Below are 26,061 nucleotides of genomic sequence, written 5' to 3'. Positions count from 1 at the left end.
ACTTTTTGGAGGGCGGTCGAGCGGCCTCCGTATGCGGCGGGCGCCGATGTCGCGGTTCATTTCGAAGACCGGTCAGAGAGGGAGGGGCTGATGGCGAATGAAAACCAACCTGCGGGAACTCCGCAGAACCCTCAGTCAATAGATGATGCCTTGGCGCAGTGGCGCGGCTATAAGCAGAAAGCGGAGTCAGGTGAGTTTCGGATGGACCATCAGATCGGCGACGCGTTGCGCAACCGCGCCGAGGCGATGCTCAATGGACTCGAGGATTTCCTTCTCGTCAAGGCATCTGATCTTGGCCAAATAGGTGGTTTCGGAACGCTTCCTTCCGCCCAAGCTTTGAAGGCGAAGTTCGAGAACAAGGCAGTCAACGACTCCGACTCTGCGGTCAATCAGCTGAAGAAGCACATCGATCTCGTCACCTTGATGCGCGATACCTATGCCTTGTCGATTCGCAAGCTTTCCGATACCGACCAGGCCAATGCCAGTCAGTTCAACAACACGGATGTGTAAGCAGGCGTAATGGGGACTCCTCCGCACGAGTGGCTGGCCAACGTCGCCAGCTATGGCGTTCCAGTGATCGCGGTTCCGCGTCATGTGTACAACTTCTTCCACGCGCGATCCGAAGCTCAGACCCAACAGGAAGACTTCAACGATCGCCAAACGAAGTATCAGAATCAGTGGGATACCGACCGGCAGTTCGTCAACAAGACGTGGTCAGATCTGCAGTCGCAATACGACGGCCGATACGCGGACCGAGTCCTGGTGGGAGACAAGAAGGAATCGTTCCTTTCTCAGTCGCACGAGTGGATCTACAACCACTTGAAGGATGTCAAGCAACCCGAGATCAACAAGGCCGCCGACGGTTGGCGCGACATGGTCCGCGAAGCCGAACGCCTCGTCAGTGACTTCTCCACCGGCGTGCAACGCGACATCGACGACTTCATGCAGGGCAAGACCGCCAACGCGGTCGTCGAGTCCACGAAGTCCTACGCGGATGAGATGAAGAAGCTGATCGTCACGTTCAACATGGTGGCGCGGGGTCTGGATCTCACCGAGGGGTATCTGACCCAGGCGCAGCAGACCGTGGACACTCCGCACAGTCTGTCGCTCATCGATCAGGTCATCGGTCACATCCCCGGCAACGGGGTCTTCAAGAGCGCCCAGTACCGCGCCGACGAAGCCGAGAATCGGGTCCGCGACTTCATGGATCGGGTGTATCAGCCCGGTGTCGTGGACGAAGTGGATCCGTACACGCCGATCCTGCCCGAGCCGAAGAGCGCGATCGACGACAAGAAGGAAGAGCCGAAGATTCCTGGGCCCGGTCCGGGTCCCGGTCCCGGTCCTGGTCCAGGCCCGGGGCCCGGACCAGGTGATCCGGGCACTGACGACCCGACGGACACGGATACACCCGAGGACCCGACGACGGGCGACCCGCAGAGTACGACTCCGCAGAGCACGACTCCGACCGATCCGACGTCGACCACGCCGGCCTCCACGACACCTGCCGTGACGGTTCCCGACACCAAATTGCCGAATACGGGTCTGCCGACGCCCTCGGGTCCGGGCCCAGGGGCGCCCGGTCCGGGCGTGCCGACGATCCCGTCGCCCGGGCGGTCGGTGCCGGGTGGGAACGTGCCGGGGCAGTCGGGGCCGTCAGGCGGGTTGGCCAACAGTCGTCCGGCGGGCACCGGCAGGGCGGGCATGCCCGGCATGGGCGCTCCAGCCGCTCGCGGTAAGGGCGATGACGACGATGAGCACAAGACGCCCGACTATTTGATCTATGACCATGGAGACGAATTGCTCGGGATGCAGCCGCCCGCTCTGCCGCCGGGTGGAGTGATCGGCGGATGAACGAATCTCATTGGCGCCTGGACGGTTTCATGTTCCAGCTGGCGCTGGAGGCGTTCGGCCGTGACCGATTGCCCTATCCGCTGCGCTACACCGTCGAAGGCATCGAGGCGCACGACGATTACCTGCATGCGCGCGCCGAAGCCGGGCAGCGGCTCGGCCGGATCGCCGACCACCGCCTGCACGGCGCATTGCAGGTGCTGCTCGAGCCGCAAGTCCGTGTGGAGGTGCACGGCTTCTTCGGGCGCGATTTCGCCCAGGTCGTTCGTATCCATGCGGGTGTGGACGGCGATACCGCGACGGTCGCGGTCCAATTGCCAGGGCCGACACAGCAGTACGGCCGCGACGTGCTGCTCTGGAACTGTCCAGCGCGAGCCGCCGCTCGGCTTATTGTGGCCCACCTGCCGAGATGCGCCGAGGGGCGACACGCGCCGATCCGCGGGCGTCGCTCTGATTTGGATCGGACGGACTACGCGCGCCACCCGACGCGGTTGTCGCACACCGAGGAGTTGAATCGCATTCTGCGGCGCCCCCGGTCCGGTCTCGGGGAGATCACCGCCTACCGGGGCGCGGCCTACGACAGCAGGCCGACGAATGACGGACGGGGATTCCATTGGCTGGACTATCTTCCCGCGGACGGTAGGTACCTGCTCTACCACCAGGGTGGTGAGGATTTCACCGTCACGCCAGGGGGCCCCGAAGAGATCGAGCGGCAGCTGGCCACCTTGATCGAGTCGACGTATCGCCCCGTTGCCCGTCGCTGGTGACCGGCCGACCGTAGATTCAGCGAACCTCCACGGCACGAAGCGGTACGCGCCGAATCTATCGGCCGACGGTCAATTCTGGTTCGGGTAGAGGATCAGCATGCTGGTCGCCCCGCGGTGGAACTCGTAGCGCGTGGGGCGGAGTGTGGTGGGAATGCCCTTGTCGTGGAGTTTCTTTCGGAGGTGGGCGACCAGGTCGTCCTGTGGGTGACCGGTGTGGTCGACGAGGGGGTAGAGGCGGGTTTCGCCCGTGGTGACGCGGGAGAGTTCGAGCAGGGCGGCGAGGTGGAAGTCGGCGTCGAGGCGGTCGGCGTAGCTGAACAGCAGGTGGGAGCTCAGGGCGAGGTCGAAGCTGTTGTCGGGGAAGGGGAGCGCGGGGAGCTGGGCGGCGACGTAGCGGCCGGGGTTGGCGAGCAGGTCGTCGCCGAAGCGGGTGGCGGCGGTCAGCCGGATGGCGTGATGGCGGTCCGGGTCGCCGTAGTAGTCCCAGCGATAACGGTCGTGATGTGCTCCGGCGTATGCGCTTGCGCGTTCGGTTTCGGTGCGGGCGAGCTCCCTGAGTTCGGCGGCCGGTGTGGCATAGACGGGGTCGGCGGCGGTGACCTGGACGCCGAGTTCGGCGGCTTCTGCGGCGAAACTGGCCGCGCCGCCGGGACAGTCGAGGATGCGGCCGCGCAGGTCGGCGGCGGTGAGTTCGAAGATGGCGCGATACTCGGCCAACGATCTTGCGCTGATCAGGAATTCACCGAGTGCGTCGGTTTCGGTGGGGCGCTTCATCTGGACACTGTCTCATACGCTTCTGGGGCGAGACATCCGAATTTTTGTGCCGAGGAATTGTTTTCACGATATCCCCGCGCCGCGTGCAGGGCTTGGCGCGGGGATATCACCGATACGTTCGGCGCGGGAATTGGGGTCCACCGAAGTATCGAGGCCAAACTTACTTCCAGACGGAACCAATCGCGGCCAATTGTGAGTGGTATCACAGTTTGTGTCGGTGGCGCGTGGTCCATGGACGCCGGGGTTCGGGCTCGAAGGTCGACCGCGGTCAGCTTGCGTTCGCGGTCAACCGTTTCAGCGCCTTCACGACGACCTCCGGATCGGCGGTCTCCCAGTACGGCGGGAGGGTGGCGCGCAGGTAGCCGCCATAGCGTGCGGTGGCCAACCGGGAATCGAGGATGGCGACGACGCCGCGGTCGTCCACGCTGCGCAACAGCCTGCCGGTGCCCTGGGCGAGCAGCAGCGCCGCGTGATTGGCCGCGACGGTGAGAAAGCCGTTGCCGCCTCGGGATTCGACCGCTCGCTGTCGTGCCGCGAGCAGCGGGTCGTCCGGGCGAGGGAACGGAATGCGGTCCAGGATGACCAGACTCAGCGACGGGCCCGGCACGTCGACGCCCTGCCACAGCGACAGGGTGCCGAACAGCGAGGTCTCTGGATCGTCGGCGAACTTGCGGACCAGCGCGCCCGTCGAGTCCTCGCCCTGGCACAGCACCGGGGTGTTCAACCGGTCGCGCAGCGCGTCGGTGGCGGCGCGGGCGGCGCGCATCGAGGAGAACAGGCCGAGGGTTCGTCCGCCCGCCGCATCGATCAGGCGCTCGATCTCGTCGAGGTAGGCGGGCGGCAGGCCGTCGCGGCCCGGCGGCGGCAGATGCTTGGCGACGTAGAGGATGCCCGACTTGGCGTGGTCGAAGGGGGAGCCGACGTCGAGCGAACTCCAGCGCACGGTCTCGGTGTCCGAGGGCGCCTGCGCGCCGTTGGCGGTCCCGGTGTCGGGGCGGTTCGCGGACTGCGCGGGCAGGCCCCAGGTGACCGCGAGTCCGTCGAAGGATCCGCCGATCTGCAGGGTGGCCGAGGTGAGCACCACGGTGGCGGTGCCGAACAGCCGCGAGCGCAGCAGTCCGCCGACCGAGAGCGGCGCCATGCGCAGCGTCTTGCGCGGCACGCCGCCGCGCGCGTCCTCGGCCGCCAGCCAGATGACGTCGCGCCGGGACGCCGGATCGGGTTCGTCGAATGCGGTGAGCGCGCGGACGGCGCTGTCGTGTATTTCATCGATCGCGGCCAGCGCCTGCGTGCGAGCGGCCGCGGTTTCCGGATCACCCTGCGGGTTGCTGCTGCCGGGCGGCGCGAGTTCGGTGCGCGCGTTCCACGCGGCGTCGCGCACCAGGGCCAGCGCCTGGGCGACACCGTCGGGCATGACGTCCCAGCGGGCGGGCGGCAGTTCGTCGAGGATCTGATGCCAGGCCTCCGCCGCGCCCTCCAGCCGATCCACCTCGCGCTCGTCGACGAGCTTGGCGCAGCGGCGGGCGGCGGCGCTGATCGCGGACGGCGCCAGTTCGGCGGTGGCCACGCCGGTGACCCGGTCGACCAGTTCGTGCGCTTCGTCGATCACCACGACATCGTGTTCGGGTAGCACCTGGATGCCGCTGATGGCATCGATGGCGAGCAGGGCGTGGTTGGTCACCACCACGTCGGCCTGGGCCGACTCGGCGCGGGCGCGCTCGGCGTAGCAGTCCTGCCCGAACGGGCAGCGCGATTTGCCGAGGCACTCCCGGGAGGACACGCTGACCTGACGCCAGGCGCGGTCGGTGACGCCGGGCGCGAGCTCGTCGCGGTCGCCGGTCTCGGTGTTGGAGGCCCAGTCGTTCAGGCGCTGCACCTCGCGCCCGAGGCGGGAGATCGCGAACGCGTCGAACAGCTCGGCCTCGGCGGGCTCGTCAGGAATAGCGCTGTTGATCTTGTTCAGGCACAGATAGTTGTTGCGGCCCTTGAGGATCGCGAAGCGGGCCGGGCGGCCGAGCGGCTTGGCCAGCGCCTCGGCGAGGCGGGGCAGGTCGCGGTCGACCAGCTGACGCTGGAGCGCGATCGTCGCGGTCGACACCACCACCGTGCGCCCGGTGCGCACCGCGTGCCGCAGGCTCGGCACCAGGTAGGCCAGCGACTTGCCGGTGCCGGTCCCGGCCTGCACGGCCAGATGCTCCTTGGTGTCGATCGCGTGGTCGACGGCCGACGCCATCGTCACCTGCCCGGAGCGCTCCTTACCGCCCAGTGCGTGCACGGCGGTGGCCAAAAGATCGGAGACTGGGGGCAGTTCGGGCACGCGTGCAGCCTACTGCGCACCACCGACACGGTTCACCGGTCGGGCCGGACGAAGTCGTCGAGGTTGGCGCGCGCGTACTCCAGCACGCGCCGCTGGAAATCGGCGGGCTCGTTGGCGTCGTAGAGCGCGTCCGCGCGGTTCTTCCGCGTGTTGTCCGGCGGCTGCCTGATCCGGTCGGGGTTGTCGAGCACGGCGTACTCGTCGTCCCAGAGCCGATCCAGGTCGGCGTTGTCGTGCGATTCCGCCAGCGCCTCGTATCCGGCGACCACCACCGCGGCGGCCAGCTGTGGCATCCCCGCGGCCCGCAGCGCGCCGGGCAGCCAGGGGAGTTCGTCGGCTCGCCGGGTGAGGTAGCGGCCGAAGCCCTCGCCGCCGACGTGGTCGTTCAGCGCGGCCAGCACCATGAGATTGGCGAAGGCGGGCGGCAGGGCGGTGCGGCGGCGGACCGGGTCGGCGCGCAGCTCTTCGGTCGCCGGATTGGACCAGAAGACGATGTCCGCCGCGCGGTCGATGTCCTCGGCGTCGGCCAGCGCCCTGGCGACGGCGGCGCGGGCGCTCGCCGGAAATCTGTAGTCCACGGTGGTGGACCTTAACGGGCCGGTCCGTCCGCGGCCCAGTGCGATCGGCCGACCTCGGGCGGGCCGGGACAGGTACGCACGGACCTCGCGCAGCGCCTAGCGGCCGGGCAGTTCGCCGGCGAGCTCGACGCCCGCGGCCTCGAGTTCGCCGAGCGCCTTCTCGGTCGTCGCCTGCGCCACGCCCGCGGTCAGGCCGAGCAGCACGCGCGTCTCGAATCCGGCCGCCCTGGCGTCCAGCGCGGTGGCGCGCACGCAGTGATCGGTGGCGATGCCGACGACGTCGACCGTGTCGATATCGCGCTCGCGCAGCCACTCGGCGAGGTCGGTCCCGTCGGCGGCCGCGCCCTCGAAACCCGAATAGGCGGCGCTGTATTCGCCCTTGGAGAAGATCTCGTGGATCGGCGCGGTGTCCAGGTTCGGGTGGAAATCGGCGCCCGGGGTGCCGACGCGGCAGTGCGGGGGCCAGCTGTCCACGTAGTCCGGCTCGGTCGAGAAGTGCGCGCCGGGATCGACGTGGTAGTCGCGAGTGGCCACGACGGCGGCGTAGTCACCGGCGGTCACGTGCTCGCTGATGCGGCGTGCGACCGCGGCGCCCCCGTCGACCGCGAGCGAACCGCCTTCGCAGAAATCGTTCTGCACGTCGACGATGATCAACGCCCGATTCATCTCATGACACCTTCCGGGTGATGTAAACGAAGATTACCCCGCCGGTGATTACCTCTTGCCGCTCTGTTGTCCGGGCGGATCGGTTCGACAGGGAGGTGGATATGAGTCCTGCGGCGAAGTTGGCGACCGGGGTTTCTCTCGGTACGGCGGCGGGCTTCACCGGGTTCTCGCTGGCGCTGCGCGCGTCCGACGGCGAGTGGCCCGCGGGCGCCGAGTGGTTCTCGGTGGTGATCAGCGGAGTGGTGGTCGGCGTGATCGCACTGCTGGTCGTCTTGGCCCTCGTCGCCTTCACGGGCATCGGGCGACCCGGTGGCAGGCCCTCCGGGAAATGACGGCGGTCAGCTCACGAATGTCGTCGGGATCGCGGGCTCCCCGTCGGAAAGCTTGAGACCCTCCCACGGCAGGCTGACCAGCCCGCGCGCGACCAGCCCCCGGCTCTCGGCCAAGGTCGGAAGTCCGTCCAGCGCTTTGCCGTCGCGCATCAGCGGGACCGACAGCGGGCGGGGCTGGAAGCCGTCGCTCGCGGGCTCGGGGCCTGCCGCGAGGTAGACGATCTCCTCGACGACGGTGCCGGTGTCGCGCGCCAGCCGCACCGCCTTCTTCGCGCCGCCGCGAGATTCCTTGTGGCTGCTGCGCTTGGCGACCGGCAGTCCGTCCACCTCCACCAGCTTGAAGACCATGCCCGCGGTCGGCGCGCCGGACCCGGTGACCAGTGCGGTGCCGACGCCGTACACGTCGACGGGGTCGGCGTGCAGCGCGGCGATCGAGTACTCGTCCAGGTCGCCCGAGACCACGATGCGGGTCTTCGTCGCGCCGAGTCCGTCGAGTTGCGCGCGCACCTGCCTGGCCAGCACCCCGAGGTCGCCGGAATCGATGCGCACCCCGCCGAGTTCGGTGCCCGCGACCTCGATCGCGGTGGCCACGCCCTGGGTGATGTCGAAGGTGTCGACCAGCAGGGTGGTGCCGACGCCGAGCGTCTCGACCTGGCCGCGGAAGGCCGCGGCCTCGTGCGCGCCGTCGGCGGCGCTGTGCAGCAGCGTGAAGGCGTGCGCGCTGGTGCCCGCGCCCGGCACGCCGTAGGTGCGCACCGCCTCCAGATTCGAGGTGGCGTCGAAGCCCGCGAGGTAGGCGGCCCGCGATGCCGAGGGCGCGGCCAGTTCGTGGGCGCGCCGCGAGCCCATCTCGATCATCCGGCGGCCCGCGGCGGCGCTCACCATGCGTGCCGCGGCCGAGGCGATCGCGCTGTCGTGGTTGAGGATCGACAGGATCAGCGTCTCCAGCACGACGCACTCGGCGAAGCTGCCGCGCACCGAAAGGATCGGGGAGCCAGGGAAGTACAGCTCCCCTTCGGCGTAGCCGTCGATCGCGCCGGTGAAGCGGTAGTCGCGCAGCCAGTCCAGGGTGCGGTCGTCCAGGAATTCGGCGACGATCGCCAGCTCCTTTGCACCGAAACGGAAGTTCGCCAGCGCGTCGAGCAATCGGCATGTTCCGGCGACGACACCGTACCGGCGACCATGTGGCAACCGCCTGGCGAAGACCTCGAACGTGCACGTGCGATGCGCGGAGCCGTCGGCGAGCGCGGCAGCCAGCATGGTCAGTTCGTACTGGTCGGTCAGCAGCGCGGTGCTGGCGATCCCGTGGTGGTGCTCCACATCGGCCACTGTAGCCAGCGGGACTCGCGGGGCTGCCGTGCACGGGTGTTGTATCTCCGGAGGCGAGTCGTACCCTGGACGTTATGAGCTTGTGCGAAACGAGAACGACACTGTCGGCGGCACAGGCGACCCCGGAAGCGGTCGAGTACACCGAGATCCTGGAGGCGGAGGACCGTCCGTGGGTAACTGTGGTGTGGGACGACCCGGTCAATCTCATGCACTACGTGGCCTACATCTTTCAGAAGCTCTTCGGCTACAGCAAAGCCAAGGCGACCGAATTGATGCTGCAGGTACACAACGAAGGAAAGGCCGTGGTGTCGTCCGGCTCGCGCGACAAGATGGAGCACGACGTCCGCAGGCTGCACGCCGCGGGCTTGTGGGCGACCATGCAACGGGACGACTGATCGGTACGACTACCCTGGCGCTCGTGCGTGAATGGAGCAGGCTCCGTGCGTAAGTGGAGCCGGAAGAACTCGCTGAGCGGCCTCAAATTGCGGTCCGAGATGGACGCAAGGGAGGCCGGAGTCCTGCGCTCCCTGGTCGGCGCCGTGTCCGGGTTGCTCACCGAGCGGTCGCGGTCCGCGCCCGAGGACGAGCTCGCCGCGCTCACCGGCCTACGCACCGGCAACACCTCCCCGCCGGACGATCCGCGACTGCTGCGGCTGCTGCCGGACTTCCATCGCGCCGAGCCCGGTTCCCCCGACGCCGAGCGCGCGGGCCTGAACAGCGCCCTGCGCGGCCTGCACGAGCCGGAGATCATCGACAGCAAGCTCGCCGCGGGCGCCGTGGTGCTCGACACCGTCCCGCCGGACGGCGGCAAGATCGTGCTCACCCCGGAACAGGCCGACGCCTGGCTCGCCGCGCTCACCGATGTCCGCCTGGCGCTGGGCACGGTGCTCGAGATCGACGCCGACACGCCCGACCATCTCGATCCCGACGATCCGCGCGGTCCGCACCTGGACGTCTACCACTGGCTGACCTGGATGCAGGACACGCTGCTGCAAGCGCTCGCGCCCTGACCGAAGCCGAACGCTGCCGCCGCCCGCCCGGCGACGGGTCGCGCGTGCGTTCCGGTACCGAGTCCGATCGCACGACCGGGCGCAGAATGAAGCGGGTCGTCCCGCAACCTCTGGAGGGCAGCGCATGAACGCAGTGCCGGGTCCACGCGATTCGCTCACCGACGTCGCCGGTCTGCTCGTCGGGCACCATCACGCCCTCGATCCCGACGCCACCCTCGGTTCGGGCGCCGCCACCGGCTGCACCGTGGTACGGGCATCGGGCGGCGCGGTCGCCTCGGTCGACGTGCGCGGTGGCGGGCCAGGCACCCGCGAGACCGATCTGCTCGACCCGGCCAACACCGTTCGCCAGGTCCATTCGATCCTGCTGACCGGCGGCAGCGCGTACGGCCTCGCCGCCGCCGACGGTGTCATGCGCTGGCTGGAGGAGCAGGGCGAAGGCATACCGATGGACCCCGAGGACGCCGACCGGGTGGTGCCGATCGTGCCGGGCGCGGTGATCTTCGATCTGCCGGTCGGCGACTGGGACGTGCGGCCCACCGCCGAATTCGGCTACCGTGCCGCCGCGGCCGCAGCCGCCGATTTCGAGCGCGGCTCGGTCGGCGCGGGCGTCGGAGCGCGCGCCGGATCGATCAAGGGCGGCGTGGGCAGCGCGAGCCTCGTGCTCGGTGAAGGACCTGCCGCGGGCGTCACCGTGGCCGCGCTGGTGGTGGCCAACCCGGTCGGGTCGGTGTTCGATCCGCGCACCGGTCTGCCGTGGGGAGCGGGCACCGACGGACCCGATCGGTTCGGGCTGCGACCGGCCGATCCGGAGCGCTTGGCCCGCGCCAACGCGTTGCCCGTCAAGGGCACCGTCCTCAACACCACGATCGGCGTGGTCGCCACCGACGCGCCGCTCGATCCGTCCGCCTGCCGCCGGATGGCGGCCACCGCGCACGACGGCCTCGCCCGTGCGGTACGCCCCGCGCACTCGCCACTCGACGGCGACACCCTGTTCGCCTTGGCCACCGGCACCGCCAGGCCCGCGCCCGTTCCGCTGCCGCCCGCCTTCCCGGACGACCTGCTGCTCCTCGACGCCCTCTGCACCGCGGCCGCCCTCTGCGTCGAACGCGCCATCGTCGACGCCGTCCTCGCCGCCACCCCGGTCGCCGCCATCCCCACCTACACCGACCTCTTCCTGGACTGACTCCACACCTTTCGCGCTAGCGCACACCGACTCGCCGCGCGACACGCCGAGACGGTGACCGGAAACTGCGTGCCGACGAATCCGGGAAACCGGGACCGGAGAGTGGAACGGGGGGAATAGGCGAATAGGCTGGCTCGTTGTCGGCTGTGGATCAGGTCGGCGAAGGTATGCGGAAGGGTTCTACTCGTGTTGGTGATCAGAGCCGACCTCGTGGAGGCGATGGTGGCGCACGCGCGCGCCGACCACCCGGACGAGGCCTGCGGGGTCATCGCGGGTCCGGAGGGCTCCGATCGGCCGGAGCGGTTCGTCTCGATGGTCAATGCCGAACGCTCCCCGACCTTCTACCGCTTCGATTCCGGCGAACAGCTGAAGGTGTGGCGCGAGATGGACGCGGCCGACGAGGAGCCGGTGGTGATCTACCACTCGCACACCGCCACCGAGGCCTACCCCAGCCGCACGGACATCTCCTACGCGTCCGAGCCCAACGCGCACTACGTGCTGGTCTCGACCCGCGACCCCGAACAGCACGAGCTGCGCAGCTACCGGATCCTCGACGGCGAGGTCACCGAGGAGCCGGTGCGGATCGTCGCCGCCTACGAGACCGCCTGACCCCGAGCCCTGACGAGAACCACCGAGGAGTACCCATGTCGGTAACCGTGTCCATCCCGACCATCATGCGCGGCCTCACCGGAGGCGAGAAGCGCGTGCAGGCCGAGGGCGAGACGCTGTCCGCGCTGATCCAGAACCTCGACGCCAACCACCCCGGGCTGGCCGAGCGGCTGCTCAAGGACGGCAAGCTGAACCGCTTCGTCAACATCTACGTCGACGACGAGGACGTGCGCTTCGCGGGCGGTCTGGCCGCCGAGGTGCCCGCGGGCGCGAGCGTCACCATCCTGCCCGCGGTCGCCGGTGGCGCGCGGACGCACGTCGACGGGATTCGCTGATTCCGTGGCGCGCTACGAATCGCTGATCGCGACCCTCGGTAACACCCCGCTGGTCGGCCTGCGCACGCTGTCCCCGCAGTGGGACGGCGAGAACCACGTGCGGCTGTGGGCCAAGCTGGAGGACCGCAACCCCACCGGGTCGATCAAGGACCGGCCCGCTCTGCGCATGATCGAACAGGCCGAGGCCGACGGTCTGCTGCGGCCGGGTTGCACCATCCTCGAGCCCACCAGCGGCAACACCGGTATCTCGCTGGCCATGGCCGCCAAGCTCAAGGGCTACCGGCTGGTGTGCGTGATGCCGGAGAACACCTCGGTGGAGCGACGTCAGCTGCTCACCATGTTCGGCGCGGAGATCATCGATTCGCCCGCCGCGGGCGGCTCCAACCAGGCGGTGGCCAAGGCCAAGGAGATCGCCGCGGCCAACCCCGACTGGGTGATGCTCTACCAGTACGGCAACCCCGCCAACGCGCTCGCGCACTACGAGGGGACCGGTCCCGAACTGCTCGCCGATCTGCCCGAGATCACGCACTTCGTCGCGGGACTCGGGACCACCGGCACGCTGATGGGCACCGGGCGCTTCCTGCGCGAGAAGGTCCCGAACATCGAAATCGTCGCGGCCGAACCGCGATACGGCGAACTCGTCTACGGTCTGCGCAACATCGACGAGGGCTTCATCCCCGAGCTGTACGACGAGTCGGTGCTGACCTCCCGCTTCTCCGTCGGTCCGTTCGACGCGGTCAAGCGCACTCGCGAACTGGTGCTCGAGGAGGGCATCTTCGCGGGCATCTCGACCGGAGCCATCCTGCACGCGGCGCTCGGCGTGGCGCGCAAGGCGGTCAAGGCGGGCACGCGGGCCGATATCGCGTTCGTGGTGGCCGACGGCGGCTGGAAGTACCTGTCGACCGGTGCCTACGACGGAACGCTCGAAGAGGCGGAGGAGCGGCTGGAAGGCCAGCTCTGGGCGTGAGCGCCGCGGCGCCGGGTGCGTGACCCGGCGCCGTGTCGGCCGGGGCGGCGACTCGGGATCGGTACGCTCGAAGGACGAGCTGTGGCATCGATCAGGAGGTTGCCATGACCGGCGGACTCGGGCCCTCGTTCGACCCGGATCGGATCGCGGCCTTGCGGGCGCAGTGGGGGACGCCGCGCTCGGTAACGCCCGGTGCGGCGCCGCCGGGCTCGAAGCCCGTGCCGCGTCCGGGCAATGCCGGGGCGGTCAGGCAGTTGTGGCTGCGCGCCGGGGTGCTGATCACCGGATTCGTGCTGCTGCTGTACGCCATCGAAGGCTTCGACGCCATCGACAGCCGCGAGCTCGATCGCGCGGGTATCGAACCGCGCGAGGCGGACGGGTTGTGGGGCATTCTCTGGGCTCCGCTGCTGCACAGCGGCTGGGAGCATCTGATCGGCAACACGCTGCCGGTGCTCGTCCTCGGGTTCCTCGTCCTGGCGGCGGGGATCGGGCGCGGCTTGGCGGCCACCGCGATCATCTGGGTGCTTGCCGGGCTCGGCACCTGGCTCACCGGGGGCGACGGCACCGTGCACGTCGGGGCCTCCTCGCTGGTCTTCGGGTGGCTCACCTTCCTCATCCTGCGCGGCTGGTTCACCAAGCAGATCGGACAGATCGTGCTCGGGTTCGTCGTCCTGGTGCTGTACGGCTCGCTGCTCTGGGGCGTGCTGCCCGGCCAGAACGGAATCTCTTGGCAGGGCCACCTTTTCGGTGCGATCGGCGGTGTCGTCGCGGCGTGGCTGCTCGCCCCGAGGCAACGGCGCGCGCCCGAGCCGACACCCGCCTGAGGCCGCCCGGAATCTCTTGGCCGGGGGATGATTTCGCGGGTGGCGCATGAGTCGCCCGGCGGCTGGGTACGCTCTGCTAATGGACGTCGACGCCGTTGGAAGGATCGAGCGGGGATCCTGGGCGCACCACGGTGCGAGTGCAACCCGTCGGAGATTTGGGGGGATCGTTTCGTGACCGAGAATTCGTCGTGGCAGCATGAGGGCATGCGCCTTACCGTCCTCGGGTGCTCGGGCAGTGTGTCCGGCCCGGACTCCCCAGCGTCGGGATACCTGCTGAGCGGCCCGGATATGAATCCGACCGTCATCGATTTCGGTCCGGGTGTGCTCGGCGCGCTGCAGCGCTACGCCGACCCCGGCGAGGTCGACGTCTTCCTCACCCACCTGCACGCGGATCACTGCCTCGACCTGCCCGGTCTGCTGGTGTGGCGGCGCTACCACCCCACCCCGCCGGTCGGGCGGGCCATCGTGCGCGGGCCCTCGGACGCCGCGCTGCGCATCGGCAACGCCTCGGCCGAGATCGGCGGCGAATGCGACGACTGGTCCGACGTGATCGACATGCGGCAGTGGGCCGAGGGCGAGCAGATCGAGTTCGGCCCTGGCCACACGGTCGTGGCGCGGCGGATGTACCACCCGCCGGAGTCCTACGGTCTGCGCATCACCACCAAGGCGGGCCGCACCTTCGTCTACACCGGCGACACCGCGATGTGCGACGCCGTACAGGAGCTCGCCCAGGGCGCCGACATCCTGATGGCGGAGGCGTCGTGGACCCACGATCCGGCGAATCGTCCGCCCGGCATCCACCTTTCGGGCACCGAGGCGGGCCAGATCGCGGCCCGCGCCGGCGTGAAGGAACTGCTGCTGACCCACATTCCGCCGTGGACCTCGCGCGAGGACGTCATCGCCGAGGCCAAGGCCGAGTTCACCGGCCCGGTGCACGCCGTCGCGCCGGGGGAGAGCTTCGAGATCTGACGGGTCGCCGGGGTTGCGGTCGGACCGCGCCGGGCACGTCCACTAGGCTGGCCTCGTGTCGAGACGAGCCGATGGCAGGGCGGACGATGAACTCCGCGAGGTACGGATCACCCGTGGATTCACCACGCATCCAGCCGGTTCGGTGCTGGTGGAGTTCGGTCAGACGCGGGTGATGTGCACGGCCAGTGTGACCGAGGGCGTGCCGCCGTGGCGGCGCGATTCCGGACTCGGCTGGCTCACCGCCGAATACGCGATGCTGCCCGCGGCCACCCACACCCGCTCCGGCCGGGAGTCGGTGAAGGGCAAGGTCGGTGGGCGCACCCAGGAGATCAGCAGGCTGATCGGCCGCTCGCTGCGCGCCTGCATCGATCTCGCGGCCATCGGCGAGAACACCATCGCCATCGACTGCGACGTGCTCCAGGCCGACGGCGGCACCCGCACCGCGGCCATCACCGGCGCGTACGTGGCGCTCTCCGACGCGGTGACCTGGCTCGGCGCCTCCGGCAGGCTGGCCGACCCGCAGCCCATCTCGTGCGCGATCGCCGCGGTGAGCGTCGGCGTCGTCGACGGCCGGGTGCGGCTCGACCTACCCTACGAGGAGGATTCGCGCGCGGAGGTCGACATGAACGTGGTCGCCACCGACACCGGAACCCTGGTCGAGATCCAGGGCACCGGCGAGGGCGCCACCTTCCCACGCTCCACCCTGGACAAGCTCCTCGACTCCGCGCTTGCCGGATGCGAGCAGCTGTTCACGGTGCAGAAGGAGGCGCTGGCGCTGCCGTACCCCGGAGTGCTGCCGGACCCCGTCGAGACGTCGAAGAAGAAGTGATGAGCCGCCGCGTCCTGGTCGCCAGCCGCAATGCCAAGAAACTGAAGGAACTGCGCCGCATTCTCGACGAGGCGGGCGTCGCGGGGGTGGAGATCGTCGGTCTGGACGACGTGCCCCCCTACGACGAGGCGCCCGAGACCGGAGCGACCTTCGAAGAGAACGCGCTCGCCAAGGCTCGAGACGGCGCTGCGGCGACCGGATTGCCTTGTGTCGCAGACGATTCCGGTATCGAGGTGGACGCGCTGAACGGCATGCCCGGCGTGCTCTCGGCCCGCTGGGCTGGGCGGCACGGCGAGGATGCCGCCAACAACGCGCTACTGCTCGCCCAGCTCACCGATGTTCCCGACGAGCGGCGCGGTGCGCGCTTCGTCTCGACCTGCGCGCTGGTGGCGCCCGATGGCGCGGAACTCGTGGTGCGCGGCGAGTGGCCCGGCGTCATCGCCCGGAAACCGGTGGGGGAGGGCGGTTTCGGTTACGACCCGCTGTTCGTGCCGGAGGGCGGCGAGGTCTCGGCCGCCCAGCTCACGCCCGCCGAGAAGGACGCCGCCTCGCATCGCGGCCGCGCGCTGCGGCAGCTGCTGCCCGCGCTGACCGAGCTCGCCGAGGGCTGACGCCCGCGCGGCTCAGACGCCGAAGTCGTTCTTGACCTGCTTGGCGTTGGTGTGCTCGACGAAGAACGACAGCAGCGGGACGGTGCCCGCGATGAGGGTGCCGACGGTGCGGCCGATCGGCCAGCGCACCTTGACCGCGAGGTCGGCGGTGGCGATCAGGTAGATGAAGTACACCCAGCCGTGCACGACCGCGATCCAGCTCGGCGTGCTCGCGCCGAAGCCGTACTTGGCGATCATCTCGCCGGTGAGCAGCAGCAGCCACAGGCCGGTGGTCCAGGCGAGCACCCGGTAGCGCAGCAGGGCCGAGGCGATCTTGGCGGTGTTCGCCGCCTTGGTGAGCGTGGGCGCGGGCGCGGCCTGCGGCTCGGTGGCGACGGTGGTCTCGTTCTCGCTGGCGCTCAACCGGCGCTCCTCTCGGTGTTGCGGGTGTCCAGGCCCGCCCGGCGAACCCGGTCGTCGAGCTCGTTGGCGTTGAGCGCGGCCAGGTACTTGTTGTATTCGGCGAGCACCGGGTCGTCGTCGCGCGCGGCTTTGGGTCGCTCGGGCAGGATGCCCGCCGGAATCTCGCGCGGCGCGGTCTTGGGGGCGGCTTCGGTCCGCTGCGGCGCGGGGCCCTGGGTGTGCTGGTCTTCGGCCTCGGTCTCCAGCCGCACGAACCGGAAATAGGCGAATACCGCGAACCCGGCGAACAACGGCCACTGCAGCGCGTACCCGAGATTCTGGCCGGTGCCGCTGGACGACTCGAATCGCTCCCACTGCCACCAGCCCAGCGCCAGACAGGCCAGGGCGGCCACGATCACCAGCACGATAAGGGCTGGGCGATTGTGTGCCGAGCGGCGGGGAGAAGCGGACACGCCTACTACGGTACCTGTCTACTACAGGGTGCGTAGGAGCAGGTCGGCCTCGGCTCTCCCCGCCGCGAGCACGGTCAGAACTTGTACGTGATCCCGGTCATCCGCTCCGATTCCGACCACAGCCGCCGCTGTAATTCGGGGTTCTTCGAGAGCCTGGTCGACGGCGAGGGCCGGACGGGTCCCTGGGTGCCGAACAGCCGGGTCGGACCCCAGTAGATGTCGGGATCGGCGTCGGGCATGGTGGCGGCGAACAGCGTCGAGTGCGCGGCCTTCGCCGGGGCGTGCCCGATCAGGCGGATGAACGGTTTGCTGACCCGGTCGAGCGGGGTCTCCGTCCTGGCGAACAGATCGGTGGCCGAGACACCGGGGTGCACGGCGTACGAGCGCTTCTTCGAGCCGGACTCGGCCAGGCGGCGCTGGAGCTCCCGCGCGAACATCAGGTTCGCCAGCTTGGCCTGCGCGTAGGCGAGATTGCGCTGGTAGCGGCGGTTCTCGTAGTTGAGGTCGTCGATCCACAGCTTCGGGGTCTGCTTGTGCGCGATGCTGGCGAGCGTGACCACCCGGTCGCGGACACGGTCGAGCAGCAGGCCGGTCAGCGCGAAGTGGCCGAGATGGTTGACGCCGAACTGGGTCTCGAAGCCGTCCGCGGTCCGGGAGAAGGGGATGTTCATCAGGCCCGCGTTGTTGACGAGCACGTCGAACTCGCCGGACTGTTCGGCGAACGCGCGCACCGAGGTCAGGTCGGCGAGGTCGAGCGCGGCGACCCGCACGTCACCGGGGATCTCGGCCGCCACCTCCTTCGCTTTCGCGGCGTTGCGGCAGGCCATGACGACGGTCGCGCCCTTGGCGGCCAGCACCTTGGTGGTCTCCGCGCCGAGGCCGCCGTTGGCGCCGGTGATGACATAAGTGCGCCCGGTCTGGTCCGGGATTTCGGTAGGTTTCCACGCCATGCGGCAACCTTACTCCGGAGTAAGTTTTGTGGGAAGGAAGCGCGCCAGGGTCGCCGCGTCGATGTCGGCCCAGACAGTTCTTGCTACCGGTCCGTAGCGGGATTCGGTGACCTTACCCCGCCATGACGTTCGATACGGTGAAGGCGTGACAACCACGGTGGGGAGGCAATACGGCGGGCGCGCCGTAGCCGAGCGCAAGGCGGAACGGCGGCTGCGCTTCCTGGAGGCGGCGACGCGCCTCTTCGCCGAACGCGGGTACACGGAGTGCTCGCTCGCCGACGTGTGCGCGGCCGCCGGACTGTCCAAGCGTCAGTTCTACGAGGAGTTCGACACCAGGGAGGACGTGCTCGTCGCAGCCTACGACCGCATTCAGGACGACGCGGTCACCGCGGTGGGCGGCGCCCTCGCCGTGCTCGATCCCCGGCTGGACGCGAGCGCTGCGATGACGGCCGTGCTCACCGCCTACCTCGGCTCGCTCGGCGCCGATCCGTACCGCGCCAAGGTCGCCTTCATCGAGGTGGTCGGGGTCAGCGAGCGGATGGAGCGGCATCGGCGCGAGCGCAGGCACGCTTGGGCGACCGTCCTCGAAACGGCGGTGGTGCCGAGGGTCGTGCCCGGCGGCCGGATTCGCGGCAGTGGTCCCAGTCTCGCGGCGAGCGCGCTCATCGGCGCGATCAACGGACTCACCCACGAGTGGCTGCTCTGCGACCCACGGCCGCCGGTGTCCGAGCTGGTGGAGCTGCTGGTTCCGGTGGCTATCGCGCTGATCGAAACCACCTGACCGGCAACGGAACCCGGCGGCCGCCGGGTCGCCGCGTCAGGCGAGCATGCCTGCCAGCCGCCGCGCGCGGTGGGGCTGGCGCAGTTTGTTCATGGCCTTCGCCTCGAGCTGACGGATCCGCTCGCGGGAGACGCCGAGCGCGGTGCCGACCTGCGCGAGTGTGCGCGCTTCGTCCCGGTCCATGCCGAAGCGCAGCAGGATCACCGCCCGCTCCCGGTCGGTGAGCGTGGCGAGCACCGCGTCGAGCCTGCCGCGGATCATGTTCGCCGCCACCACATCGGCCGGGTCGGGGGCGTCGTCCGGGATCAGGCCGCCGAACTCGGTCTCGCCGTCCCCGACGGGAGTGTGCAGCGAGATCGGCTCGCGTCCGTGCCGCAGCACCTCCTCGACCTGTGCCACCGGCAGCTCCAGCTCGGCGGCCACCTCGGCCGCGGTGGCTTCGCGACCCAGTTGCTGGGCGAGCTCGCGCCCGGTGCGGGTCACCCGGTTGAGCACGTCCACGACATGCACCGGGATGCGGATGGTCCGGCCCTGGTCGGCGATGGCGCGGCCGACGGCTTGGCGGATCCACCAGGTGGCGTACGTGGACAGCTTCAGCCCGAGCCGGTGGTCGAACTTCTCGATCGCGCGGATCAGGCCGAAGGTGCCCTCCTGCACCAGGTCGAGCAGCGACATCCCGGTGGGCGTCGGGTAGCGCTTGGCGATGGAGACCACCAATCGCAGATTGGCGCGGATCATGTGGTCCTTGGCGCAGCGTCCGTCGGCGGCGGCGCTGCGCAGCTCGCGTCGCTCGGCCGGAGTGAGTTCGATTCCGGCGGAGGTGCTTTCGTCGAGGCGCCGCTGTGCGAGCGCGCCCGCCTCGATGCGGACGGCCAGCGCCACCTCCTCGGTGGGGGTGAGCAGCGGGGTGCGGCCGATGTGGTGCAGGTAGTCCCGCACCGGATCTTCGGAGAGGGGAGCGGTGTCGAGCTGGGGCACGGGTGGTCCTTCCGGTCGAGACAAACTTAGATCAGACCCAAAAATATGTCAACTACAAAATTATGACGAGATCGGATACGCTCGCCGACATGGCCGAACAGGGACTTCGTGCGCGCAAGAAGCAGCAGACGCGCGAGAACATCTCGCACCAGGCGACGCTGCTCTTCCTGGAGCGCGGATTCGACAAGGTGACGATCGCCGAGGTGGCGGCCGCCGCCGACGTCGCCAAGATGACGGTGACCAACTACTTTCCCCGCAAGGAAGACCTCGCCCTCGACCTCGGGGAGGTCTTCGTCGACCAGCTCGCCCGCATCGTGCGTGAGCGCGCGCCGGGCGAGTCCGCGCTGGCCGCGCTGCGGCGCGCCTACCTCGCCGCCGCCGCGGACCAGGACCCGGTGGTCGGCTTCTCCGGTCTGGAGTTCGCCCGGATGATCGCCGAGAGCCCGGCGTTGACGGCGCGGCTGCGCGAGTTCCACGAAGACAGGGAGTCGGCGCTGGCCCGCGCGCTGGCCGCGGAAACCGGCGCCGCGTCCGACGACATCGCGCCGCGGGTGGCCGCGGCTCAGCTCGGCGGCGTGCACCGCGTGCTGTTCGAGGAGACCGTGCGCCGCACCCTCGCGGGGGAATCGAACGACGAGATCGCCGGAGCGCTCGCCGAATACATCCGGGTGGCCTTCGACGCGCTGGAACCAGGATTGCGGGAGTACGCGGTTCGCGCGGGCTGACGCCCGGCGGCACGTTCGCTGCCGTGTCGCTGGCCGTTCGCCGGGTGACCGTCGGACGATACTGACACGATGACCGGTGCAGTCGCTGTCGCCGAAGAATCCAGCCGGGAGCCGCTCGGCCGCGGGCGGACCAACGTCGTCTTCGCCACCATCGTGCTCGGCATGCTGATGGCCGCACTGGATCAGACCATCGTCTCCACCGCCCTGCCCACCATCGTCGCCGATCTCGGCGGCGCCGGGCACATGGCCTGGGTGGTCACCTCCTACCTGCTCGCCGAGGCGGTGGCCACGGCGCTGGCGGGCAAGCTCGGCGATTTGTTCGGACGCAAACTGATCTTCCAGCTCAGCGCGCTGATCTTCATCGCGGGCTCGATGCTGGCCGGCCTGGCCAACGGCATGCTGGTGCTGATCGTCGCCCGCGGCATCCAGGGCGTCGGCGCGGGCGGCCTGATGGTCACCTCGATGGCCCTCATCGCCGACACCATTCCGCTGCGCGAGCGCGGCAAGTACCAGGGCGCGCTCGGCGCGGTCTTCGGCGTCACCACGGTCATCGGTCCCACACTGGGCGGACTGTTCACCGACCACGCCAGCTGGCGGTGGTGCTTCTACGTCAACGTGCCCGTCGCGATCGTCATGATCGCGATGGCGGCGCGCACCATCCCGCACGTCAAGGCCGCGGCCAAGCCCGTCATCGACTACGCGGGCATCGGCCTGGTCGCGCTCGGCGTGTCCAGCCTGATCCTCGGCCTGGAGTGGGGCGGACAGGAATATCCCTGGGCCTCGTGGCAGATCATCGGCCTGTTCGTCGCGGCGGCGATCCTGCTCGCGGCGTTCGTCGCGGTGGAGTTGCGCGCCGCCGAGCCGATGCTGCCCATGAAGCTGTTCCGCAGCAACGTCTTCACCGTGTGCTCGATCCTGAGCTTCATCGTCGGGTTCGCCATGCTCGGCTCGATGACCTACCTGCCCGCGTATCTCCAATACGTGGACGGGGTTTCGGCCACCGTGTCGGGCGTGCGCACGCTGCCGCTGGTGGTCGGCCTGTTCTTCACCTCGATCCTGTCCGGTCAGGTGGTCGGGCAGACCGGGCGCTACCGGTACTTTCCGATCGCGGGCACGGCGGTGATGGCGCTCGGGCTGTATCTGATGTCGACCATGGGTCGCGACACCGGCATCTGGCAGGAATCGCTCTACATGCTGATCCTCGGTCTCGGCCTCGGTCTGACCATGCAGGTGCTGACCATCGTCGTGCAGAACACCGTGCCCTACGCCGATCTCGGCACCGCGACCTCGGGCGTCACCTTCTTCCGCACCCTCGGCAGCGCCTTCGGCACCGCGGTGTTCGGCACCCTGTACTCCGACCAGCTCACCCCGAACCTGGCCGGGGCGCTGGCCGAAGTGCGGGTGGTGCCGCCCGAGGTGGCGGCGAGCCCGGAGGCGCTGCGCGCGCTGCCGCCGGAGCAGTCCGCGCCGATCATCGACGCCTACGCCATGACCATCGACCACGTCTTCCGCTGGGTGGTGCCGGTAGCGCTGGCCGGGTTCGTGGTGGCCTGGTTCCTGAAGGAGGTGCCCTTGCGCGACAGCGCACGCGCGGGCGCTTCCGATGTGGGCGAAGGGTTTTCGGTACCCGACAACGCCGACCGTGCGGGTCTGCTGGAACGCGCCGTCGCGGTGACCATGCGCAAGGCGCGCGCCGAAGGCCCGGTGTTCCCCGCCGTCCTCGCCGACGCGCGCAGCCCGCTCAGCCGCGGTCAAGCCTGGGCGCTGGGACAGGTATACCTGCACAACAGGATTCGCGGCGTGGCCACCATGCACACCATCGCGCAGGCGCACCGGGTGCCCGACGAGGTGATCGAGCCGGTGGTGCTGAAGGTCATCGGCGCGGGCTACGTCTACGCCGACGACGGCGCACTGCACCTCACCGATTCCGGTGTCGCCGAGGTCGATCGGGTGAAGGCGGCCTGGCGCCGCTGGCTCGGCGCCCACCTCGACACCTGGGACGATCGCGACCCCGCCGATCGCGCGCTGCTCGACCAGGCACTCATGAGCGTCGCCGCCAAGCTGTTGGAAGAACACCTGGACGAGGTCGAACCCGCCGGGGTCGGCTGAACGATCACCGGTGACGGCCGTCCGGCGCAGGGCGTTCGCCGGCTTGCGCGCCGGGTTCTGTTGCCTCTAGGTTGAATTCGTGACTGCCGGGTCGGCGATACGCCGCGCACAGAAGGGTCGCCCGGTCGGCCGGTGACCCTCCGGCGGGCGCGAGGCCCGCCCCCTCCTTCGCTTTTTCCTTGTGACACAAGATTTCCCAGGGACAGCGAAAGGAGATGTACTCATGTCCCATTCCCATTTCGACCTGGACGCCTGGCATCGGTTCGCGGCCACGCACAGCGTGCAGGGCGTGCTCGAAGCCACCGTCGTCCAGATCGTGCCCTTCGGCGCGTTCTTCGAGGTCGCGCCCGGCGTGCACGGTCTACTGCATCGCAACGAATGGTCGCACTGGTCGACGGAACCGCAGGTCGGCGCGACCATGGCGGTCCGGATTCTGGCCATCGATGCCGAGCGTCATCGGGTGAGCCTGGCCGCGGCGTGACATTCGGTTGAGCGGGGTGCGCGGAGGCAGACTCCACCTGCCTCCGCGCACCGTCAGCCTAGGCGGGACCGTATCTCCCACACCTCCCGATGATTACCGGTGCGAAGAATACTTGCGCCCGAATACTCGCGCACGTATATTCGTATACGAGTAAGGAGGTGTCATGGCCACGAAGCGCAAGGTGAACAACCTGCTGGCGCTCGCGATTCTCTCGGTGATCATCGAACGGCCGATGCACCGCTACGAGATCGCCTCGAAGCTGCGCGAGCGCGGCAAAGACCAGGACATGGACATCAAGTGGGGTTCGCTCTACACGGTGGTCCAGAACATGGTCAAAGCCGGTTTCCTCGAACCTGTCGGCAGCGAACGCGACGGCGCCCGCCCTGAGCGGGTCATCTACCGCGTCACCGACGCGGGTCGCGCCGAAATGTCCGACTGGACAAGGGAATTGATCGCCACCCCGGTGCAGGAGCACGACGCCTTCACGGCGGGGCTCTCGGTGGTCGCCGCGCTGTCGCCGGACGAGGTGATCGAGTTGCTCGGCGCCAGGATCGGCGCGCTCGACGCCATCGTCGCGGGCATCCGCCGGGAGATGGAGAAGCTCGCGGGCACGCTGCCTCGCCTGTTCGTGATCGAGACCGAATACGGTCTGGCGATGCTGGAGGCCGAGGCCGCGTGGGCGCGCTCCTGGCGCGCCGAGCTGGTCGACGGCACCTTCCCCGACCTGCCGATGTGGCGGCAGTTCCATGCCGGTGGCATGGCGCCGTCCGACGTCGTCGAGATGGTGGAGAGGGGGATGCGGGAACCGCAGTAGACACCGTCGCCCGGCCGTAGCCGGGAGGGACGCACTCGAGACCGGGCCCGACGGAGGTGCGGCAACACCGCCGCCGAGCCCGATGAAACCGTCTCGAACCGTGCCCGCACGAGCGCACCCGGCCACGAGGCTGGCAACCACAGGATAGCTGGGTGCGCGGTACGCGGATCGGTTCGGGGAAACCAACCCGACTCACTTACGGAGATACCCCATGTCCAGAATCCGTTCCGCGCTCGTCATCGGCGGCGGCATCGCCGGGCCCGTCGCGGCCACCGCCCTGCTGAAGGCGGGCATCGACGCCCGCGTGTACGAGGCATACCCCGGCCCCTCCTACGGGATCGGCAGCGGGCTCGCGCTCGCCCCCAACGGCGTCGCCGCGCTCGACATCATCGGCGCTGGCGATCCGGTGCGCGGCATCGCGCAGCCGGTGACGAAGATGATCCTCTCGGTGGGTGGCAAGGAGCACCACCTGCCCGCCCTGCGAGGCGAGCCGCCGCTGCAACTGGTCGACCGCGCCGAATTGCACCGGACGCTGCACGATCACGCGGTGGCCGCGGGCGTCCAGGTCGAGTTCGACAAGCGCCTGGTCGGCGTCGACGAGCACGCCGACGGTGTCACCGCTCGGTTCGCGGACGGCAGCACCGCCACCGCGGACGTGCTGATCGGCGCGGACGGCATCCGCTCGACCGTGCGCGACCTGATCGATCCGAACGCGCCCGGCCCGCAGTACACCGGCATGCTCGGCTTCGGCGCCGCGACCGTGTGCGATGCCGAAGTGCCCACCGACACCATGGTTTTCGCCTTCGGCAAGCAGGCGTACTACCTGTACTGGTCGGCCGGTGACGGGCGAGTCTTCTGGGGCGCCAACCTGCCGCACAAGCAATACCTGACGCTCACCGAGGCCCGTGCGATCCCGGCCGAGCACTGGCTGTCGATCCTGCGCGACACCTACGCCGAGGACACTCCGGGCGGCGCGCTGGCCCGCAGCACCACCGCGGAGCAGTTGGAGGCCACCGGCGGCCTGCACATCATGCCGCCGGTGCCGCACTGGTACCGCGGACGCATGGTGCTGGTCGGCGACGCGGTGCACGCGCCGTCCAACAGCTCCGGACAGGGGGCCTCGCTCGCCATCGAGAGCGCGGTGCAGCTGGCCAGGTGCCTGCGGGATCTGCCCGAGCCCGAGGCGGCGTTCGCGGCCTACGAGCGGCTGCGCCGGGAGCGGGTGGAGGGCATCGCGGCGCGCGCCGCGAAGATCAACAGCAGCAAGACGCCAGGTCCGGTGGCGCGCAAGATGATGAATCTGCTCATGCCGCTGATGGTGAAGACGGTGATGAACCCCGAGAAGACCATGGGCGCCGAGCAACGCTACCGCATCGACTGGGATGCCCCGGTCCAATCGGAACTGGTCCCCGCCTGAGTCCCTGGCAGAGTTACCGACTTTGCTTCCAGCTTGGCGCCGCCGTCCCTGGTGCATACAGTTACCCCTCGTGCGCTCCCCCACCACTCAGTACATCGATATCCAAGTTGCCGACGCGGCGCGAGCTTTGGCCGCGTTGGGCCTCGTCGACGCCTTCGGGCACGTGTCCGCCAGGGACGTCGACCACATGGTTATCACTCCTGCGGCCGATGTGGAGACCTTCGCGGCTTCGGACTGCCTCCGCGTCCCGTTGACCGCCACGGCATTGCCATCCAGGTGCCCGGCCGAGGCATGGGCCCACCTGGCCCTCTACCGGATCTTCGGTCCGTCCCTGGCCGCCGGTCGCGACATCCGCTCGCGACCGGCGGTTCGTGTGTTCCCCCTTGGGTGGGGAATCTTTCACCCTCGGAGGTGGGGAGGCAGCCTTGGGGTTCCTGTCGGCAACGGCCTCGGAAGACGAAATTGGAAGGCACAAAGAAAACGCCGCATCCCGAGGAGCATCGCAATGTCGACCGAAACCACCGCACCTTCCGTTCTGGTCAGGACGGGCGCGCTCGCGTCGGTCGACCACTTCGACCCGAACGCGATCGCGGTGTCCACCGGCGACTACGAGCTGACCTACGGCGAACTCGACTCCTGGTCGAATCGGCTCGCCCGAGTGCTGCTCGACAACGGAGCCGGACCGGGCGCGACGGTCGCCATGGCGGTGGAGCCTGCGATCGAAGCGGCCGTCACCCGCTGGGCCATCGCCAAGTCCGGCGCGACCCCGGTGCTCGTCACGTCGCGCGGGCCCGGTTCGAGTGAGGTCGAGGCGGCCGCGATCGGCGTCACCACCACCGCGCTGCGCGGCGAGCTGACCGAGGCCATCGGCTGGCTGGCGCTCGACGACCGATCGATGCTCGTTCGTTACCTCACCGGCTCGGACGCGCCGATCACCGACGCCGAGCGCGCGCCGCTGCGGCAGGCATCCTGACGCCGCGCCTCATCCCGCAGCGGGAAATCCT

The 26,061-nt window shown here is 69.3% G+C and carries 30 protein-coding genes and 1 pseudogene; 22 read left to right on the top strand and 9 right to left on the bottom strand.

Going from position 1 to position 26,061, the window contains the following annotated elements; translation table 11 throughout:
- The first annotated feature begins 90 nt into the window (after positions 1-90).
- From AC3EO7_RS25145 to AC3EO7_RS25135, 3 genes are read left to right on the top strand one after another with little or no spacing between them, the layout of a single operon-like run.
- Entirely contained in the window at positions 91-510 is a 420-nt protein-coding gene (locus AC3EO7_RS25145; protein WP_435592534.1) for a hypothetical protein, read from the top strand.
- Between the two features lie 9 nt (positions 511-519).
- Positions 520-1,851 carry a hypothetical protein gene (locus AC3EO7_RS25140; RefSeq protein WP_435592533.1) on the top strand — a complete coding sequence of 444 codons (1,332 nt, stop codon included), beginning with the start codon at positions 520-522 and terminating at the stop codon, positions 1,849-1,851.
- Entirely contained in the window at positions 1,848-2,615 is a 768-nt protein-coding gene (locus AC3EO7_RS25135) for an ESX secretion-associated protein EspG (RefSeq protein WP_431962143.1), read from the top strand. Before AC3EO7_RS25140 ends, AC3EO7_RS25135 begins: the two co-directional genes overlap by 4 nt.
- A 69-nt stretch (positions 2,616-2,684) precedes the next feature.
- Here the strand turns inward: AC3EO7_RS25135 and AC3EO7_RS25130 are convergent, their stop codons facing one another.
- The 4 genes from AC3EO7_RS25130 to AC3EO7_RS25115 form a co-directional block, all read right to left on the bottom strand.
- A complete protein-coding gene (locus tag AC3EO7_RS25130) occupies positions 2,685-3,389 on the bottom strand; it encodes a methyltransferase domain-containing protein (RefSeq protein WP_435592532.1) in 705 nt (234 codons plus the stop codon).
- A 268-nt stretch (positions 3,390-3,657) separates the two neighbouring features.
- On the bottom strand, positions 3,658-5,706 hold the full coding sequence (locus tag AC3EO7_RS25125; protein WP_431962147.1) for an ATP-dependent DNA helicase: 2,049 nt from the start codon (positions 5,704-5,706) through the stop codon (positions 3,658-3,660).
- Between the two features lie 32 nt (positions 5,707-5,738).
- Complete coding sequence (locus AC3EO7_RS25120; protein ID WP_431962149.1) at positions 5,739-6,284, bottom strand: DMP19 family protein; 546 nt, start codon at positions 6,282-6,284, stop codon at positions 5,739-5,741.
- 96 nt (positions 6,285-6,380) lie between these two features.
- Positions 6,381-6,950: a nicotinamidase gene (locus AC3EO7_RS25115; RefSeq protein WP_435592531.1), complete on the bottom strand. Its 570-nt coding sequence runs from the start codon at positions 6,948-6,950 to the stop codon at positions 6,381-6,383.
- A 101-nt stretch (positions 6,951-7,051) separates the two neighbouring features.
- Here AC3EO7_RS25115 and AC3EO7_RS25110 point away from each other — a divergent pair, with 101 nt between their 5' ends.
- On the top strand, positions 7,052-7,282 hold the full coding sequence (locus AC3EO7_RS25110) for a hypothetical protein (RefSeq protein ID WP_435592530.1): 231 nt from the start codon (positions 7,052-7,054) through the stop codon (positions 7,280-7,282).
- Positions 7,283-7,288: 6 nt separating this feature from the next.
- On the opposite strand, the gene AC3EO7_RS25105 is transcribed toward AC3EO7_RS25110, so the two are convergent.
- Complete coding sequence (locus AC3EO7_RS25105; protein ID WP_435592546.1) at positions 7,289-8,620, bottom strand: nicotinate phosphoribosyltransferase; 1,332 nt, start codon at positions 8,618-8,620, stop codon at positions 7,289-7,291.
- 65 nt (positions 8,621-8,685) lie between these two features.
- Between AC3EO7_RS25105 and clpS the strand changes: the two genes are divergently transcribed.
- From clpS to rdgB, 10 genes are all read left to right on the top strand, one after another.
- Complete coding sequence (clpS, locus tag AC3EO7_RS25100) at positions 8,686-9,006, top strand: ATP-dependent Clp protease adapter ClpS (RefSeq protein WP_357410159.1); 321 nt, start codon at positions 8,686-8,688, stop codon at positions 9,004-9,006.
- A 45-nt stretch (positions 9,007-9,051) separates the two neighbouring features.
- Complete coding sequence (aosR, locus tag AC3EO7_RS25095; RefSeq protein ID WP_431962155.1) at positions 9,052-9,621, top strand: oxidative stress transcriptional regulator AosR; 570 nt, start codon at positions 9,052-9,054, stop codon at positions 9,619-9,621.
- A 124-nt stretch (positions 9,622-9,745) separates the two neighbouring features.
- A complete protein-coding gene (locus AC3EO7_RS25090; protein WP_435592529.1) occupies positions 9,746-10,804 on the top strand; it encodes a P1 family peptidase in 1,059 nt (352 codons plus the stop codon).
- A gap of 186 nt (positions 10,805-10,990) precedes the next feature.
- The gene (locus AC3EO7_RS25085; RefSeq protein ID WP_435592528.1) at positions 10,991-11,413 is read left to right on the top strand and encodes a M67 family metallopeptidase; all 423 of its coding nucleotides are present in this window, start codon (positions 10,991-10,993) and stop codon (positions 11,411-11,413) included.
- 35 nt (positions 11,414-11,448) lie between these two features.
- Positions 11,449-11,748 (top strand): MoaD/ThiS family protein, encoded by a 300-nt coding sequence (locus tag AC3EO7_RS25080; protein ID WP_431962161.1) that lies wholly within the window; start codon positions 11,449-11,451, stop codon positions 11,746-11,748.
- A gap of 4 nt (positions 11,749-11,752) precedes the next feature.
- Positions 11,753-12,715, top strand: a complete 963-nt coding sequence (locus AC3EO7_RS25075) for a PLP-dependent cysteine synthase family protein (protein ID WP_067841390.1) — start codon at positions 11,753-11,755, stop codon at positions 12,713-12,715.
- Between the two features lie 104 nt (positions 12,716-12,819).
- Positions 12,820-13,539 (top strand): rhomboid family intramembrane serine protease, encoded by a 720-nt coding sequence (locus AC3EO7_RS25070; RefSeq protein ID WP_431962163.1) that lies wholly within the window; start codon positions 12,820-12,822, stop codon positions 13,537-13,539.
- Between the two features lie 204 nt (positions 13,540-13,743).
- On the top strand, positions 13,744-14,508 hold the full coding sequence (locus tag AC3EO7_RS25065) for a cyclic nucleotide-degrading phosphodiesterase (RefSeq protein WP_431963534.1): 765 nt from the start codon (positions 13,744-13,746) through the stop codon (positions 14,506-14,508).
- Between the two features lie 55 nt (positions 14,509-14,563).
- Positions 14,564-15,337 carry a ribonuclease PH gene (rph, locus tag AC3EO7_RS25060; protein WP_431962165.1) on the top strand — a complete coding sequence of 258 codons (774 nt, stop codon included), beginning with the start codon at positions 14,564-14,566 and terminating at the stop codon, positions 15,335-15,337.
- Positions 15,337-15,948 (top strand): RdgB/HAM1 family non-canonical purine NTP pyrophosphatase, encoded by a 612-nt coding sequence (rdgB, locus tag AC3EO7_RS25055; RefSeq protein ID WP_431962167.1) that lies wholly within the window; start codon positions 15,337-15,339, stop codon positions 15,946-15,948. Before rph ends, rdgB begins: the two co-directional genes overlap by 1 nt.
- Before the next feature lie 12 nt (positions 15,949-15,960).
- Here the strand turns inward: rdgB and AC3EO7_RS25050 are convergent, their stop codons facing one another.
- The 3 genes from AC3EO7_RS25050 to AC3EO7_RS25040 form a co-directional block, all read right to left on the bottom strand.
- Positions 15,961-16,350, bottom strand: coding sequence for a DUF3817 domain-containing protein (locus AC3EO7_RS25050; RefSeq protein WP_431962169.1), 390 nt, complete (start codon positions 16,348-16,350; stop codon positions 15,961-15,963).
- On the bottom strand, positions 16,347-16,802 hold the full coding sequence (locus AC3EO7_RS25045; RefSeq protein WP_431962171.1) for a transcriptional regulator: 456 nt from the start codon (positions 16,800-16,802) through the stop codon (positions 16,347-16,349). The genes AC3EO7_RS25050 and AC3EO7_RS25045 overlap by 4 nt, the downstream gene beginning before the upstream one ends.
- A 74-nt stretch (positions 16,803-16,876) precedes the next feature.
- Positions 16,877-17,752 (bottom strand): oxidoreductase, encoded by an 876-nt coding sequence (locus AC3EO7_RS25040; RefSeq protein WP_431962173.1) that lies wholly within the window; start codon positions 17,750-17,752, stop codon positions 16,877-16,879.
- A 145-nt stretch (positions 17,753-17,897) separates the two neighbouring features.
- Here AC3EO7_RS25040 and AC3EO7_RS25035 point away from each other — a divergent pair, with 145 nt between their 5' ends.
- On the top strand, positions 17,898-18,533 hold the full coding sequence (locus tag AC3EO7_RS25035; protein WP_431962175.1) for a TetR/AcrR family transcriptional regulator: 636 nt from the start codon (positions 17,898-17,900) through the stop codon (positions 18,531-18,533).
- A gap of 36 nt (positions 18,534-18,569) precedes the next feature.
- Here the strand turns inward: AC3EO7_RS25035 and AC3EO7_RS25030 are convergent, their stop codons facing one another.
- Positions 18,570-19,511 carry a sigma-70 family RNA polymerase sigma factor gene (locus AC3EO7_RS25030; RefSeq protein WP_431962177.1) on the bottom strand — a complete coding sequence of 314 codons (942 nt, stop codon included), beginning with the start codon at positions 19,509-19,511 and terminating at the stop codon, positions 18,570-18,572.
- Between the two features lie 62 nt (positions 19,512-19,573).
- Between AC3EO7_RS25030 and AC3EO7_RS25025 the strand changes: the two genes are divergently transcribed.
- The 7 genes and pseudogenes from AC3EO7_RS25025 to AC3EO7_RS24995 all read left to right on the top strand — a co-directional run bounded on the left by AC3EO7_RS25025 (position 19,574) and on the right by AC3EO7_RS24995 (position 26,030).
- Positions 19,574-20,236, top strand: coding sequence for a TetR/AcrR family transcriptional regulator (locus AC3EO7_RS25025; protein WP_431962179.1), 663 nt, complete (start codon positions 19,574-19,576; stop codon positions 20,234-20,236).
- Between the two features lie 69 nt (positions 20,237-20,305).
- On the top strand, positions 20,306-22,345 hold the full coding sequence (locus AC3EO7_RS25020) for an MDR family MFS transporter (protein WP_431962181.1): 2,040 nt from the start codon (positions 20,306-20,308) through the stop codon (positions 22,343-22,345).
- Between the two features lie 223 nt (positions 22,346-22,568).
- Positions 22,569-22,826, top strand: a complete 258-nt coding sequence (locus AC3EO7_RS25015; RefSeq protein WP_431962183.1) for a S1 RNA-binding domain-containing protein — start codon at positions 22,569-22,571, stop codon at positions 22,824-22,826.
- 163 nt (positions 22,827-22,989) lie between these two features.
- Positions 22,990-23,640, top strand: coding sequence for a PadR family transcriptional regulator (locus tag AC3EO7_RS25010; protein ID WP_431962185.1), 651 nt, complete (start codon positions 22,990-22,992; stop codon positions 23,638-23,640).
- Positions 23,641-23,851: 211 nt separating this feature from the next.
- Positions 23,852-25,057, top strand: coding sequence for an FAD-dependent oxidoreductase (locus AC3EO7_RS25005; RefSeq protein WP_431962186.1), 1,206 nt, complete (start codon positions 23,852-23,854; stop codon positions 25,055-25,057).
- Positions 25,023-25,361 (top strand): annotated as a pseudogene (locus tag AC3EO7_RS25000) (hypothetical protein); the annotation flags it as partial. The gene AC3EO7_RS25005 and the pseudogene AC3EO7_RS25000, both read left to right, overlap by 35 nt.
- 201 nt (positions 25,362-25,562) lie before the next feature.
- The gene (locus tag AC3EO7_RS24995) at positions 25,563-26,030 is read left to right on the top strand and encodes an AMP-binding protein (protein ID WP_431963536.1); all 468 of its coding nucleotides are present in this window, start codon (positions 25,563-25,565) and stop codon (positions 26,028-26,030) included.
- The last annotated feature ends 31 nt before the right edge of the window (positions 26,031-26,061 follow it).

This window comes from Nocardia sp. bgisy118 (genome assembly GCF_057708605.1).
Note: the sequence above shows the minus strand (reverse complement) of the source record. Positions and strands in the feature narration are given on the sequence as shown.